This window comes from Streptomyces sp. 6-11-2, assembly GCF_006540305.1.
GTDB lineage: Bacteria > Actinomycetota > Actinomycetes > Streptomycetales > Streptomycetaceae > Streptomyces.
The window spans coordinates 3,807,756-3,821,634 of record NZ_BJOR01000001.1 but is presented as its reverse complement, the minus strand read 5'-3'; the positions used below and the strand labels follow the sequence as shown (position 1 = coordinate 3,821,634).

Sequence of the window (13,879 nt, the reverse complement as noted above, 5' to 3'; positions counted from 1 at the left end):
CGGACGCCTGCGGCGCGTACAGTGATCGCCCCTACGGCCGCCCCTGCGCCAACCGGCCCCGGGCCTGCTGCTCCCCCACCGCGAGGCCCGACCGCACGTTCCTGCCCGAAGGGCACCCCACACTCCCGCCCGAAAACCTGCCGCGCACCCCCGCCCGGAAGCCCCGCCGCCCCGTCCACATGCCCCACCGCGTGCGCCCGTCCGGAGGGCCGGCCCCCGCGCCCCGCCCGGAGGGCCCGATCCGGGCGGGAAGTCGGTTATCGGTGCGCAGGGAATTCCTTGGCGGCGGCCGGGGCCCGAAGCGTGGGTCGTACAGTGCGGGCATGACCCATCCGAATGAGGCGTCCCGCCCCACTCAAGCCGTCGTCCTGGCCGGAGGCCAGGGCTCCCGGCTGCGGCCCTACACCGACGACCGGCCCAAGCCGATGGTCGAGATCCCCGGAACGGGCACTCCGATCATCGGCCACCAGCTCGCCTGGCTGGCCGAGGAGGGTGTGACGGACGTGGTGGTGTCCTGCGGCCACCTCGCCGAGGTGCTCCAGGACTGGCTGAAGTCGGCGGACCTGCCGTTCCGTGTCTGCACCGTCGTGGAGCCGGAGCCGCTCGGCCGCGGTGGCGGCCTGAAGTTCGCCGCCGCCCAGCTGCCCCACCCGGACCAGCCCTGGTACGCCACCAACGGCGACATCTGGACCCGGTTCTCGCTGCGCGACATGGCCGACTTCCACACCGAGCGCGACGCGGTCGCCACCCTCGCGCTGGCCCGCCCGCGGATCCCGTGGGGCGCCGTGCGGACGGACGGCTTCGGCCACATCACGGACTTCATCGAGGCCCCGCCCTCGACCTTCGAGATCAACGCGGGTGTCTACGTGTTCTCACCCGAGTTCGCCGGCCTCCTCCCGGAGCGCGGCGACCACGAGCGCACCACCTTCCCGCACCTGGCCCGCGAGCGCAGGCTCGCCGGCTTCCCCATCCCCCAGGGCGCCTACTGGCGCGCCATCGACACCGCGAAGGACCTCACGGAGGCCGCGAAGGAGCTGGCGGCGCTGGGGAGGTGAGCCCACAGCGCCGCACCCGTACGGCGAACCGGGGGGCGGGCTACCCCAGCAGTCCACCCACCAGCCCCGGCTGACCCGAGGACGAGCCGCCGCCGTTGGAGCCTCCGCCGCTGGAGCTGGGTCCCCCGGAGCCACCGCCCGATCCGGTGCTGCCACCGGTCTCGGTACCGCCGGAGGTCGGCCCCGAGCTGGTGCTGGGTGCCTGCTGCGCCGGGGCGGAGTGACGCGGCGGGGTCTGGCCGGTGCCCTGGGTCTCGCTGGGCACGCCGCCGGTCGCGCTACCGCTCTCGCGGGTCGCGCCCGGCGCGCTCGCGGGACCGCGGGACGGGACGGCCGAGGAATCGTGCCGGGCGGTCGGCGGGGTCGACGCCGCCGGCGGCTTCTGCTGCCGCTCGCCCGTCTCCCTCGGGAGCGGCGAGCCGGGCAGCTCGTTGCGCGGGGCCTCGCCGGGTCCGGGCACGACCACCCGGTCGGCGTCGCGGACGGCGCCCCCGAGCAGCGAGCCGACGAGCAGTGTCAGACCGGTGACGAGCGCCGTGACCAGGGCGCCGCGACGCAGCACGAACCGGCGCAGCTCCCAGATGTCGGAGCGCGGTCCGAGCCGTCGCCAGGCGGAGGCGGCGAGGCGGCCGTCCACGGAGTACACGGGCGCGCCGGCGATGACCAGCGGGGACCAGGCGGCGAGGTAGATGATGTCCGGCGCGTCGTAGACGGGCACCGTCTTCCAGCTCACCGTCACGATCAGCGCGGCCGACAGCAGCGCGCCGATCCCCGCGGCGACCCGCTGCCAGCAGCCCAGGACCGTGAGGATCCCCACGACGACCTGGAGGAAGGCGATGACGAGCCCGGAGCCGACGGGGTGCTGGAGCGCGAACTGGCGCAGCGGCTCGGCGACTTCCCAGGGGTGCAGGGTGTTGAGCCACTTGACCATGGAGCCGCGCTTGCCGCCGTCGAAGTACAGCGGGTCGCACAGCTTGCCCAGGCCGGCGTAGAGGGAGATGAACCCGAGGAAGATGCGCAGCGGGAGCAGCACGACGCCGAGGTTCATGCGCCGGCCCGGGAAGTACGCGTGCCGGGACGGATCGTCGGCGTGGCGCCTGCTCTGCCGGTGTCCGCCCTGCTCGCCGTACGCGTCGTACGCACCGGTCCCGTCGTGCTCGTCGTCCGCGAAGTCGGCGTCGCCGTAGGGAGGTTGGTCGTATGCCGGGGTGCCGTAGCCGTTCTCGCCGTGGCCGGCACCGCCGTACCCGGCGCGGCCGTGGGCGGACTCCTCGTAGGCGCTGCCCGCGGTCCGCATGTGCGGCAGCAGCCGGGTCGCGCCGGGCCCGGGCGTGCGCTGGGCGCCGACGACGGGGGTCTCGACCGTCCGCTCGAGGTCGTAGGGGTCGTGGCCCGGCGCGCCGCCGATGCGCGGCATGACCTGCGTGGCCCCGGCGTCCGCGGACGGCTCCTCGGAGTACCACACGCTTCCGCTCCGCACGGCCTGGAGCAGCCGGTGGGCGCCGGTGTCGTCCGGGGCGGACCTGCCGCTCCAGACGACCGGGCGGCGGTGGGTCGCGGCCCCGGCCCGGCCCGCGGCGAAGGGCACGCGGCCGGTGTTCTCGGTGCCGCCGGGGTACCGGGCGATCCGCAGGGACTGGGCGCGCCGCGAGGTGGCGCCCAACTGCACGCGGAAACTCGCGTGGTTGACGATGACCTGGGCCGGATCGCTCGGCACCTTCACCATGCTCAGCGCGGGAGCGTCGTCGTATCCCGACGAGCGGTCCCCCGTGGGAGTGCGGGGTGTTCTGGTGTCCACACTCATCTAACCGAGTGACGAGGAGTTAGGACACTGCCGTGACGCGTCGGATCTGTCCGGACCGCGTCAAGGTTGTACGGATCGCCCGGTTCCACCCGGGCGGGTGATCTCACGGACGACCGTTCGACCACCCGCACCCGGTTCCGGACGACCGGTCAGGCGCGCCTGCGCGCCGCCTCGTAGAGCACGATCCCGGCCGCGACACCGGCGTTCAGCGACTCCGCGCCGCCCGGCATCGGGATCCGCACCCGCAGGTCGCAGGTCTCGCCGACCAGCCGGGACAGGCCCTTGCCCTCGCTGCCGACGACGATGACGACGGGCCCCTCCAGGGCGTCCAGGTCACCGAGCTCCGCCTCGCCGTCCGCCGCGAGGCCGACCACCGTGATGCCCGCCTTCTGGTACGACTCCAGGGCGCGGGTCAGGTTGGTGGCGCGGGCCACCGGCGTACGGGCGGCCGTGCCGGCGGAGGTCTTCCAGGCACCCGCGGTCATACCGGCCGCGCGCCGCTCGGGGACGACCACGCCGTGCCCGCCGAAGGCGGAGACGGAGCGGACGACCGCGCCGAGGTTGCGCGGGTCGGTCACCCCGTCGAGGGCGACGATCAGCGGGTCCTCGCCCTCGTCGTAGGCGGCGTCGGCGAGGTCCTCGGGGTGCGCGTACTCGTACGGCGGCACCTGGAGGACCAGCCCCTGGTGGTTGAGCCCGTTCGTCATCCGGTCGAGCTCGGGGCGCGGGGCCTCCATGAGGTTGATCCCGCCGCGCTCGGCCGCGAGCTGGAGCGCCTCGCGGACCCGCTCGTCGTTGTCGATGAACTGCTGGACGTAGAGCGTGGTGGCGGGCACGCCCTCGCGCAGCGCCTCGACGACCGGGTTGCGGCCGACGACGAGCTCGGAGGACGACCTGCCCGAGCCGCGCCGCTGCTGCGGGCGGCCCTGGGCGCGGCGAGTCTTCGCCTGGACGGCGCGCTGCTTGGCGTGACCCTTGCGCATCTCGGCGGGGGGCGTGGGCCCCTTGCCCTCCAGCCCCCGGCGCCGCTGGCCGCCACTGCCGACCTGCGCGCCCTTCTTGCCGGACATGCGGCGGTTGTTCCCGGCCATGACCTACCTGTCTGTCGAAGCGTCGTACGTACGTCTATGCAGTGTGCCGCCCGGGAGGCCGGGCGGCACAATCGATCTTCCGTGCTCGCGGGCGGCTCAGCGCGCGCCCAGGCTCCAGCGCGGTCCCTGCGGGCTGTCCTCGATCACCAGGCCCGACTGGTTCAGCTGGTCGCGGAGAGCGTCGGCGGTAGCCCAGTCCTTGCGGGCGCGGGCCGCCTCGCGCTGGTCGAGAACCATGCGGACCAGGGTGTCGACCACGCCGTGCAGGTCCTCGCCGCGCTGCTCGCCCCCTCCGGCCCAGTGCGGGTCCAGCGGGTCGAGGCCGAGGACGCCGAGCATGGCGCGCACCTCGGCGAGCCGGGCCACGGCGGCCTCCTTGTCGTCGGCGGCGAGCGCGCTGTTGCCCTGGCGGACGGTGGTGTGCACCACCGCGAGCGCCTGCGGCACGCCCAGGTCGTCGTCCATCGCCTCGGCGAACGCGGGCGGCACCTGCTCGGCCGGCTCGACCGGGCCGGCCTTCTCCACCACGCGCTGGACGAAGCCCTCGATCCGGGCGAACCCGGACTCGGCCTCGCGCAGCGCCTCCTCGCTGTACTCGATCATCGAGCGGTAGTGCGGGGTGCCCAGGTAGTACCGCAGCACGATGGGCCGCCACTGCTTGACCATCTCGGAGACCAGCACGCTGTTGCCCAGCGACTTGGACATCTTGTCGCCGGCCATGGTCACCCAGGCGTTGTGCACCCAGTACCGCGCGAACTCGTCGCCGTAGGCCTTGGCCTGGGCGATCTCGTTCTCGTGGTGCGGGAAGATCAGGTCCAGGCCGCCGCCGTGGATGTCGAAGGCGCTGCCGAGGTACTTGTGCGCCATCGCCGAGCACTCCAGATGCCAGCCCGGGCGGCCCGGCCCCCACGGGGTGGACCAGGTCGGCTCGCCCGGCTTGGCCGCCTTCCACATGGCGAAGTCGCGCGGGTCGCGCTTGCCGGTCTCGCCCTCGCCGGAGGGCTGGAGCAGGTTGTCGAGCTCCTGCCGCGACAGCTCCAGGTAACCGGGGAAGGAGCGCACGTCGAAGTAGACGTTGCCGTCGGCGGCGTAGGCGTGACCGCGCTCGATGAGGCCCCGCATCATCTCGATCATCTCCGGCACATGGCCGGTGGCACGGGGCTCGTATGTGGGCGGCAGGCAGCCGAGCGCGGTGTAGCCGTCGTCGAACGCGCGCTCGTTGTCGTAGCCGATCGCCCACCACGGGCGGTGCTGCTCGTGCGCCTTGGCGATGATCTTGTCGTCGATGTCGGTGACGTTGCGGATGAACGTCACCTCGTAGCCGCGGTAGGCGAACCAGCGGCGCATGATGTCGAAGTTCAGTCCCGAGCGGATGTGCCCGATGTGCGGGGCCGCCTGCACGGTGGCGCCGCACAGGTAGATCGAGACACAACCCGGCTCGAGCGGGGTGAAGTCACGGATCTGCCGGGCGCTGGTGTCGTACAGGCGAATAGTCACCACACCAGGGTAGTGGGCCCCGGGCAGTACCTCGCTTGCTTCCCCGCCGCGTGCGCGCTGCTTTTCCGCACATGTTCCGCACATCCCCCGCGCGGGAGGGCCGCGGTCACAGGATTCCGACGACCTTCCGCGGCCTGATCCGTACGATCACGCGCTCGGCGTCTTGCGCCGAGGAGGGGTTGAACTCGGCGTACTTCTTGCCGGTGTACTTCATGGACAGCTCGTCGATGAGCTGCCGGCCGCCCGCGGTGGTCATCTCGGCGGTGCCGCGGATCTCGGCGTACTCGTAGGGCGAATCGGGGTCCTGGACGACGACGCTCGCGCGGGCGTCGCGGTCGAGGTTCTTCTTCTTGCGGCGGTCGACGGTGGTGGAGACGAGGACGTCGTCGCCGTCCCGCTTCGCCCAGACCGGGGACAGCTGCGGGCTGCCGTCGGGCTGGATCGTGCCGAGGACGACGAAGACGGGACCGTCGAGCAGTGATTTGAGCCGGTCGGGCAGGGCGGCGGACATGGGGTGACCTCCGTGAGCCTGGTCGGGCGTCGGGTGCCCGCGTCGGGGGCGAGGGGTACGCGGGTACCCTCGCACGCCGTCAGCCCGCGCGCACCACGAGCGCCGTGGCCACCGCCATCAGTCCCTCGCCGCGGCCGGGGAAGCCGAGCCCGTCGGTGGTCGCGCCGGAGACGGTGACCGGCGCTCCGGCCGCCTCGGACAGGACCTTCTGGGCCTCGTCCCGGCGCTTGCCGATCTTCGGCCGGGGGCCGACGACCTGCACCGCCACGTTCCCGATCCGGAAGCCCGCCGCGCGTACGATCCGCGCGGCCTCCGCCAGCAGGGTGACCCCGGACGCGCCGGACCACTCGGGGCGCCCGGTGCCGAAGTGCTGTCCGAGGTCGCCGAGGCCGGCGGCCGAGAACAGCGCGTTGCACGCGGCGTGCGCGACGACGTCGGCGTCGGAGTGCCCGGCCAGTCCCGGGCCCTCGCCCTCCCACTTCAGGCCCGCGCACCACAGCTCGCGGCCCTCCTCGAAGGCGTGGATGTCGGTGCCGATGCCGACCTGGGGCAGCGGGGGCGCGTCAGAAGCCATCGTTCAGCCTCCGCCGGGCCAGGACCGCCTCCGCGAGGACCAGGTCCAGCGGACGGGTGACCTTGAAGGCCTCCTCGTGGCCGGGCACGGCCACGACCCGCTCGCCGAGCTGCTCGACCATGCTCGCGTCGTCGGTGACGTCGTCGGTGACCGTCTCGTGGGCGCGGACCAGCGTCGCCCGGTCGAAGCCCTGCGGGGTCTGCACGGCGCGCAGCCGCGACCGGTCGGGCGTGGACACCACTGGCTCGGGCCCGCCGGGCACCGCCGCGGGATCGACCTGCTTGACGGTGTCGGCGAGCGGCAGCGCCGGCACCACGGCGGGCGCCCCGGCCCGTACGGCCTCGATGACCGCGTCCACGGTGTCCACCGGCACCAGCGGACGGGCCGCGTCGTGCACGAGGACGATGCCGTGGCCCGGCGGCAGCGCGTCCAGGCCGAGCCTGACCGACTCCTGGCGGGTCTCGCCGCCCGGCACCACGAGGAAGTCCGTGCGCTCGGGCAGCGCGTGCGCGTCGAGGAGCGACTTGACCTCGGCGGCGCCGTCGGACGGGGCCACGACGACGACCAGGGAGACCGCCCGGGAGGCGGCCATGGCCCGCACGGCGTGGATGAGCATGGGTGTGCCGTTCAGCGCGCGCAGTGCCTTGGGGGCGCCCGGACCGAGGCGTACGCCCCGGCCGGCGGCCGGAATCACGGCGGCGACGGAGGCTCCCGGCCGGCCGCTCGTGGGTGAGGGGCGCGAATCGTCAGACATGGTTCCTGTCAGGTTTGTGTGGCGGCCCGGCGTGGGTATGGCCTGGGGGAGCACCCCCCTGCTCGCAGAGTCCGGGGGGAGTGCCGGGCGTGCGGCCTCGACCGGACCCTTCCGTGACCCCGGTCGAGTCGGCTGCCCGGGCCCGGCACACAGTATCGGGGGGATCCTCCCCGGCCGTACGGCATGGAGGACGCCCGCGCGCACCCGCGCGGGTACGAACATGCCGCAGCGCCCGGCGACGTGAAACGCGCCATCGGGCACCGCGGCATTTTCTGTGCTGAACTGAGGCGGGTGTGGCAGTCGCCTCGCGTCAGGACGCGAGAACCTCGTCGAGCAGGGCCTCGGCCTTGTCCTCGTTGGTGTTCTCCGCGAGGGCGAGCTCGCTCACCAGGATCTGGCGGGCCTTGGCGAGCATGCGCTTCTCTCCGGCGGAGAGTCCGCGCTCGCGCTCGCGACGCCACAGGTCACGCACGACTTCCGCGACCTTGATGACATCGCCGGAGGCGAGCTTCTCCAGATTTGCCTTGTAACGACGCGACCAGTTCGTGGGCTCCTCGGCGTACGGAGCGCGCAGGACCTCGAAGACCCGGTCCAGCCCGTCCTGACCGACCACATCACGCACGCCGACGAACTCCGCATTGTCCGCTGGCACACGCACCGTCAGGTCACCCTGGGCGACCTTCAGCACCAAGTAGGTCTTGTCCACGCCTTTGATCTGGCGAGTTTCGATAGCCTCGATCAGCGCGGCCCCGTGATGGGGATAGACCACGGTGTCGCCAACCTTGAACGTCATGTGACAGGTACCCCTTCCGTGGCTATCCAGGGTAACACGGATACGGCGTCTTCTGAATGGCGTTTTCGCAGGTCAGGGCATATCTCGGGGCTTGACAACAGCAACGGGGACGTGCTTCGGAAGGGTCACGGGGGTCAAGGGGAAGCAGGTATTCGCAGGTCGGAGGGGCTCTCCACGCGGGGTGAAACGCGTACGTTACACACATCCGGCGCTCCATCCAAACGGCCGAACATCCCGTTTTGTCTGGTTCCAGGCGCTCGACTTCCGCTACTCCGTTCGGTGCTCCGGAGCCGTCTCCAAGACGAATCCGGAATTGATCACGCCGTTCGTCCCATCCACCGGACGGGCGGCCGGTGATCAATTCCCGCCCCCGACGCGCATTCCTTCACCGGAAATCCCCAGCGGGCCGATGACGGGCTATGAGCGGGCTATGCGGGGGGTGCTTATCGGAAAGGCGGACGGCCGCGCGGCCAATGCGCGGGGGCCCCCACCGACCCGGTCGCACGACCGGATTCCGGGCGCCGGGACGGCTGCGCCACGGGGGGCGCGAGGTGTGGCGGGAGGCACAGGGGGCGGGTCGGGTGCGGGCCCGTGGGAACGGCTCGGTAACCTATGGCCGCTGACAGACGCTTAGGACGGCTTTATAAGGGAGCCGCCCTGTTCCGCCCACGTTCAAGGAGTTGCCGCCGCCGTGAGCAGCAGCCTTCGACGCGGCGCCCTCGCCGCCGCCGTCATCGCGTTCTCGATCGCCTCGCTCGCCGCGTGCGGCGCCGGCCACGATGCCCAGACGCTCCAGATCCGCCCCGACAACGCGGCCACGACAGTCGGCGCGATCAAGGTCCAGAACGCGGTGGTCGTCACCCAGCCCGGCGTCCAGACCAAGGGCCCGGCCGTGATCATCGCGACGCTCTTCAACAGCGGCACGACCGACCAGACGCTGGACGCGATCCGTGTCGACGGCGACGGCTCCGCCCAGATCACCCCGGCGCAGGGCGGCGGCAAGGTGACCATCCCCGCGCACGGTTCCGTGATCCTCGGCGGCAAGGGCAACGCCTCCGCCGCGCTGACCAACCCCGGCCCGGTGCTCAAGGACGGCAACGCGCAGAAGATCACCTTCACCTTCAGCAAGACCGGTGACGTCAGCCTGCGCGCCTTCGTGGTCCCGGCCCAGGGCTACTTCGACAAGTGGGGCCCGAGCAACGTCCCGGCGGCACCCGGCGAGCCGGCCGCGTCCCACTCCGCCGCGGGCGACCAGTCGAAGTCGCCGTCGGCCCGGCAGTCCGAGTCGGCCTCCGCGTCGGGCGGCGGCGACGCCACCGCGACCCCCGGCGACTCGGCCTCGCAGTCGACGGCCGGCAACTGAGACCCGGTCCGCGACCAGCACGCCGAGCACGCCAAGGGCGGCACCCCCTTCAGGAGGGTGCCGCCCTTGGCGTGCGGGGGACGGACGGTGCGCGCTGCGCGGCCCGCACCGGTCTACGGCTCGAACTTGTAACCGAGCCCCCGGACCGTCACCAGATAGCGCGGGGCGCCCGGATCCGGCTCGATCTTCGCGCGCAGACGCTTGACGTGGACGTCCAGCGTCTTGGTGTCGCCGACGTAGTCGGCACCCCAGACACGGTCGATGAGCTGCATCCGGGTCAGGACCCGGCCGGCGTTGCGCAGCAGCATCTCCAGCAGGTCGAACTCCTTGAGGGGGAGGTCGACCTTGGAGCCGGAGACCGTGACCACGTGCCGGTCGACGTCCATGCGGACCGGCCCGGCCTCCAAGGCCGCCGGAGTGACCTCCTCCGGCTCGCCGCGCCGGCGCAGCACCGCGCGGATACGGGCGACCAGCTCGCGGGAGGAGAACGGCTTGGTGACGTAGTCGTCAGCGCCTATCTCCAGGCCGACGACCTTGTCGATCTCGCTGTCCTTGGCGGTCACCATGATCACGGGAACGTTGGAGCGGCCGCGCAGCTGGCGGCACACCTCCGTGCCGGGCAGCCCCGGCAACATCAGGTCGAGGAGGACGAGATCGGCGCCGTTGCGCTCGAACTCGTCGAGTCCGTCGGGCCCCGTGGCCGCTACGGCGACCTCGAAGCCCTCCTTGCGGAGCATGTACGACAGGGCGTCGGAGAAGGACTCCTCGTCCTCGACGACGAGCACTCGGGTCACGGAAGGACCTCCGGGGCGGGAAGCGGTTCGTAAGGGGTGGGGTGGGTGAGTGGCTGCCCGGCCTCCTCGTCGAGGGCGGGGTGCTCCTGCGCGCGGTCGCGGGCCTCTCGGGCCGCGGCCGCCTCCGGCAGTCGCAGGGTGAAGGTGGAGCCCTGTCCCTCGGCGCTCCACAGGGTGATCTCCCCGCCGTGCGAGGCGACCACGTGCTTCACGATCGCCAGACCCAGACCGGTGCCCCCCGTGGCACGCGACCGGGCCGGGTCGACGCGGTAGAAGCGCTCGAAGATGCGCTCCTTGTCCTTGTCCGAGATGCCGATGCCCTGATCGGTGACAGCGATCTCGATGAGGTCCCCGCCGGGGACGTTGACCCTGCGGGCGGCGATGCCGACGCGGGTGCGGGACGGGGAGTAGTTGACGGCGTTCTCCACGAGGTTGCCGAGGGCGGCGGCGAGCTGGCCGCGGTTGCCCCACACGCGCAGGTCGGCGGTGCCGCCCGCCCGTCGACCGGCACCGCCCTGAGCGAGCCCTTCGGGCGCCACCATGTTCGAGGCCATCGTGATCTGCTTGGTTCCCGCCTGGTGGCGGCAGCGGTCGACGGCCTCGGCCACCAGCTCGTCCACGCGGACGGGCTCGGCGTCCTCCAGCGGGTCGTCGTTCTGCACCCGGGACAGGTCGATGAGCTCCTGCACCAGGTTGGTGAGCCGGGTCGCCTCGATCTGCATGCGCCCGGCGAACCGCTCCACGGCCTCCGGGTCGTCGGAGGCGTCCATGACGGCCTCGGACAGCAGGGAGAGCGCGCCGACGGGTGTCTTCAGCTCGTGGCTCACATTGGCGACGAAGTCGCGTCGTACCGCCTCGATACGGCGGGCCTCGGTCAGGTCCTCGACCAGGAGCAGGACCAGCCGGGAGCCCAGCGGCGCGACACGCGCGGAGACGGCGAGGGCCTCGCCGCGTCCGGTGCCGCGTCGTGGCAGGTCCAGCTCGACCTGCCGTATCTCTCCGTCCCTCCGCGTGTCCCGGGCCATCTGGAGCATGGGCTCCACGGCCAGCTTGCCGCCGCGGACCAGCCCGAGGGCGTACGCTGCGGAGCTGGCCTTGACCACGGCGTCGGCCTCGTCGAGGACGACTGCGGAGGAACGCAGAACGGAGAGGACGGTGTCCACACCCGGCGGCAGGACCGGGTCGGTGTGCAGGGAAGTACGGGTCGGGCGCCTCTGCTCGCGCTCGCTCCAGCGGAACGCCAGCATGGCGATGACGCCGGTGAGTACTCCGGCGATCGCTGCCGCTGCGGCGACCGCCGCGTTCACGTCCATGCGTCCAGGTTAGGCACGGGACAGGACCCGACCACAGCCGTCGAGGTGCGACCTCGGACACTCGTCGCCCAGAGTTCACCTTGGAGCCAGTATTGGTTCATTTGGGGTGACGGAAACGGACGCGTAGGCCCCGGACCGTGGGAGCGTGGGGGTTCGTACCCCAGGCTCCGCCGTGGCCTCCGGCCCCGGGAAACCCCTACCGAACCCCCGAATGACGACGCACGAGAGGGAACCCTGATGCGGGACGCGTACCACGAGGAACTTGACTCGATCGGCGACGGTCTGGTGGAGATGGCCCGGCTGGTCGGGTCGGCGATCGGGCGCGCCACGACCGCCATCCTGGACGCCGACCTGAAGCTGGCCGAGAGCGTGATCGAGGCCGACCAGAGGGTCGACGAGCTCCAGCACGACCTGGAGGCCCGGGCGATAGCCCTGCTGGCCAGGCAGCAACCGGTGGCGACGGACCTCAGGATCGTCGTCACCTCCCTGCGGATGTCCGCCGACCTGGAGCGTTCGGGCGACCTGGCCCAGCACGTGGCCAAGCTCGCCCGGCTGCGCTTCCCGCAGCGCGCGGTCCCGCAGGACCTGCACGCCACCATCCTGGAGATGGGGCAGCTGGCCCAGCGCCTGATGGCGAAGGCGGCCGAGGTGATCGTGACCAAGGACGTCGACCTGGCGCTCCAGCTGGAGCAGGACGACGACGAGATGGACCTGCTGCACCGCACCCTCTTCACGCACCTGATCGACGACCGCTGGAAGCACGGCATCGAGACGGCCGTGGACGTCACCCTGCTCGGCCGCTACTACGAGCGGTACGCCGACCACGCGGTGGCGGTCGCCAAGCGGGTGGTGTACCTGGTGACCGGTGAGCACGCGGACGAGCTCCAGCAGGACATCCAGCCGGTGACGGGGGTGGAGGGCGCCTGACGGCCGGGGTCGGCCTCCGGCCGGCCCGGGGCGGCGCGAAACGGGGACGCCAGGGCGTGCTCGAGCCACCGTGCGCCGTTGATGCGCCCAGTGCGGCGGGCATGAAATGGGCAAAGGCACCAGTCTCTAGGAGGGACCCATGGCCGAATCCCCCAGCACCACGCCCGACCCCACGCAGGAACGCGAGACCGAGCAGCCCGCCGAGATCAGGAGCCTCCCGCTCTTCGGCGCCTGCGGCTGCGGCTCGGGCTGCGGCTGCGGGTGCCAGTCGGGCGGCCCCTGCCAGTGCGGCTGACGGGACGCCGCCGCCCACCACGTTCACCCGAATCGGTTCACCTATATCCGCACCGCGGCACGTCGCCGCAGGTGATCGCAGGGCCCCGGTACTCCACCGGGGCCCTGCGCCGTATGCACCGGCACCCGCACCCGCTGTTACCCACGAAAGAGTGACGGCCGCGCCGCGTCCGGGGTGGCGCGCCCTGGCGAACGAGCGCCGCTGCTCAGCGCCCGCAAGGACCTTCCCGCCGACGGCCCGTCAACTGTCCGCGTTCGGCGGCTGAATGATCCCTACAGGCAACCGTCACAGAAATACGGGCGCTCTGTAACACCGGTCGGGAATTACCGCCATGTCCCGGAATCGGCGGACAAGGTATGAGGGCGCGGCCAGCCGGCCGCCACCGCACAGCGCACACTCCGCCCGCGCGGTCCGTCCCCGCGGGCGGAGTGTGCTCGCACCAAGCAGGGAGAGCCCGTGTCCATTTCCGTTTCTGTGACCGCTCGTCGTCTGGCCGCCGCCGTTGCCGCCGCCGGTGCGCTGGTCGGTACGGTGGCGCTGCCGGCGTCCGCAGCCGGCCACGCCCCGCGCCCGCAGCGCCAGAGCGTGGTGATCAGCAACGTGCACCTCGGCTCCGAGGGCCGCGACCACCGCTCCAACAGCGCCCTGAATCAGGAGTGGGTGGCGATCACGAACAACAGCCGCGAGAACGTCAACCTGCGCGGGTGGACGCTGTCCGACAGGCAGGGCCACACCTACACCTTCCGCCACTTCCGTCTCAACGGCCACGCCACGGTCCGGGTCCACACCGGCGTGGGCCGCGACACCCGCAACGACTTGTTCCAGGACCGCCGCAACCAGATCTGGGACCGCCGCGACACCGCCACCCTGCGCAACGAGCGCGGCCGCGTGGTGGACACCTCCACCTGGAACAACGACCGTCGTGACCCCCGCGACCCCCGCGACACCCGCGGCTCCCACAACAACGACCGCAACAACGACCGCAACAACCACAACGACCGCAGCGACCGCGGCGACCGCAACAACCACGGCGACCGCAACGACCGCGGCGGCCGCCACTGACCCCGGGCACCCCCTGCTGACGGCCCGGGCAGGCCCCGGCCGGTGA

14 protein-coding genes are annotated in these 13,879 nt (G+C 72.2%); 5 read left to right on the top strand and 9 right to left on the bottom strand.

The features are described from left to right. Window positions 1-323: 323 nt before the first annotated feature. Window positions 324-1,055: a nucleotidyltransferase family protein gene (locus TNCT6_RS16665; RefSeq protein WP_141360111.1), complete on the top strand. Its 732-nt coding sequence runs from the start codon at window positions 324-326 to the stop codon at window positions 1,053-1,055. Between the two features lie 40 nt (window positions 1,056-1,095). Here the strand turns inward: TNCT6_RS16665 and TNCT6_RS16660 are convergent, their stop codons facing one another. The 7 genes from TNCT6_RS16660 to TNCT6_RS16630 all read right to left on the bottom strand — a co-directional run bounded on the left by TNCT6_RS16660 (window position 1,096) and on the right by TNCT6_RS16630 (window position 8,079). After that, the gene (locus TNCT6_RS16660) at window positions 1,096-2,859 is read right to left on the bottom strand and encodes a DoxX family protein (protein WP_141360110.1); all 1,764 of its coding nucleotides are present in this window, start codon (window positions 2,857-2,859) and stop codon (window positions 1,096-1,098) included. A 149-nt stretch (window positions 2,860-3,008) separates the two neighbouring features. After that, a complete protein-coding gene (rlmB, locus tag TNCT6_RS16655) occupies window positions 3,009-3,950 on the bottom strand; it encodes a 23S rRNA (guanosine(2251)-2'-O)-methyltransferase RlmB (protein ID WP_141360109.1) in 942 nt (313 codons plus the stop codon). 96 nt (window positions 3,951-4,046) lie between these two features. After that, on the bottom strand, window positions 4,047-5,447 hold the full coding sequence (gene cysS / locus TNCT6_RS16650; protein WP_141360108.1) for a cysteine--tRNA ligase: 1,401 nt from the start codon (window positions 5,445-5,447) through the stop codon (window positions 4,047-4,049). A gap of 106 nt (window positions 5,448-5,553) precedes the next feature. Beyond that, window positions 5,554-5,958 carry a PPOX class F420-dependent oxidoreductase gene (locus TNCT6_RS16645; RefSeq protein WP_141360107.1) on the bottom strand — a complete coding sequence of 135 codons (405 nt, stop codon included), beginning with the start codon at window positions 5,956-5,958 and terminating at the stop codon, window positions 5,554-5,556. A 79-nt stretch (window positions 5,959-6,037) separates the two neighbouring features. After that, window positions 6,038-6,532, bottom strand: a complete 495-nt coding sequence (gene ispF, locus TNCT6_RS16640; protein WP_141360106.1) for a 2-C-methyl-D-erythritol 2,4-cyclodiphosphate synthase — start codon at window positions 6,530-6,532, stop codon at window positions 6,038-6,040. Further along, window positions 6,522-7,286, bottom strand: coding sequence for a 2-C-methyl-D-erythritol 4-phosphate cytidylyltransferase (ispD, locus tag TNCT6_RS16635; protein WP_141360105.1), 765 nt, complete (start codon window positions 7,284-7,286; stop codon window positions 6,522-6,524). The genes ispF and ispD overlap by 11 nt, the downstream gene beginning before the upstream one ends. Window positions 7,287-7,596: 310 nt before the next feature. After that, window positions 7,597-8,079, bottom strand: a complete 483-nt coding sequence (locus tag TNCT6_RS16630; RefSeq protein ID WP_003953493.1) for a CarD family transcriptional regulator — start codon at window positions 8,077-8,079, stop codon at window positions 7,597-7,599. 691 nt (window positions 8,080-8,770) lie between these two features. Here TNCT6_RS16630 and TNCT6_RS16620 point away from each other — a divergent pair. Beyond that, entirely contained in the window at window positions 8,771-9,442 is a 672-nt protein-coding gene (locus TNCT6_RS16620; RefSeq protein WP_141360104.1) for a copper chaperone PCu(A)C, read from the top strand. 113 nt (window positions 9,443-9,555) lie between these two features. Here TNCT6_RS16620 and TNCT6_RS16615 read toward each other — a convergent pair whose 3' ends face one another. Both TNCT6_RS16615 and TNCT6_RS16610 read right to left on the bottom strand, forming a co-directional pair. Further along, window positions 9,556-10,236 (bottom strand): response regulator transcription factor, encoded by a 681-nt coding sequence (locus TNCT6_RS16615; protein WP_010358452.1) that lies wholly within the window; start codon window positions 10,234-10,236, stop codon window positions 9,556-9,558. Continuing rightward, entirely contained in the window at window positions 10,233-11,549 is a 1,317-nt protein-coding gene (locus tag TNCT6_RS16610) for a cell wall metabolism sensor histidine kinase WalK (protein WP_141360103.1), read from the bottom strand. Before TNCT6_RS16610 ends, TNCT6_RS16615 begins: the two co-directional genes overlap by 4 nt. Window positions 11,550-11,786: 237 nt before the next feature. Here TNCT6_RS16610 and phoU point away from each other — a divergent pair, with 237 nt between their 5' ends. The 3 genes from phoU to TNCT6_RS16600 all read left to right on the top strand — a co-directional run bounded on the left by phoU (window position 11,787) and on the right by TNCT6_RS16600 (window position 13,833). Then, entirely contained in the window at window positions 11,787-12,476 is a 690-nt protein-coding gene (gene phoU / locus TNCT6_RS16605; RefSeq protein WP_141360102.1) for a phosphate signaling complex protein PhoU, read from the top strand. Between the two features lie 139 nt (window positions 12,477-12,615). Beyond that, a complete protein-coding gene (locus TNCT6_RS39900; protein ID WP_172632924.1) occupies window positions 12,616-12,771 on the top strand; it encodes a hypothetical protein in 156 nt (51 codons plus the stop codon). Between the two features lie 456 nt (window positions 12,772-13,227). Further along, window positions 13,228-13,833, top strand: coding sequence for a lamin tail domain-containing protein (locus TNCT6_RS16600; protein ID WP_308789468.1), 606 nt, complete (start codon window positions 13,228-13,230; stop codon window positions 13,831-13,833). Window positions 13,834-13,879 lie beyond the last annotated feature (46 nt).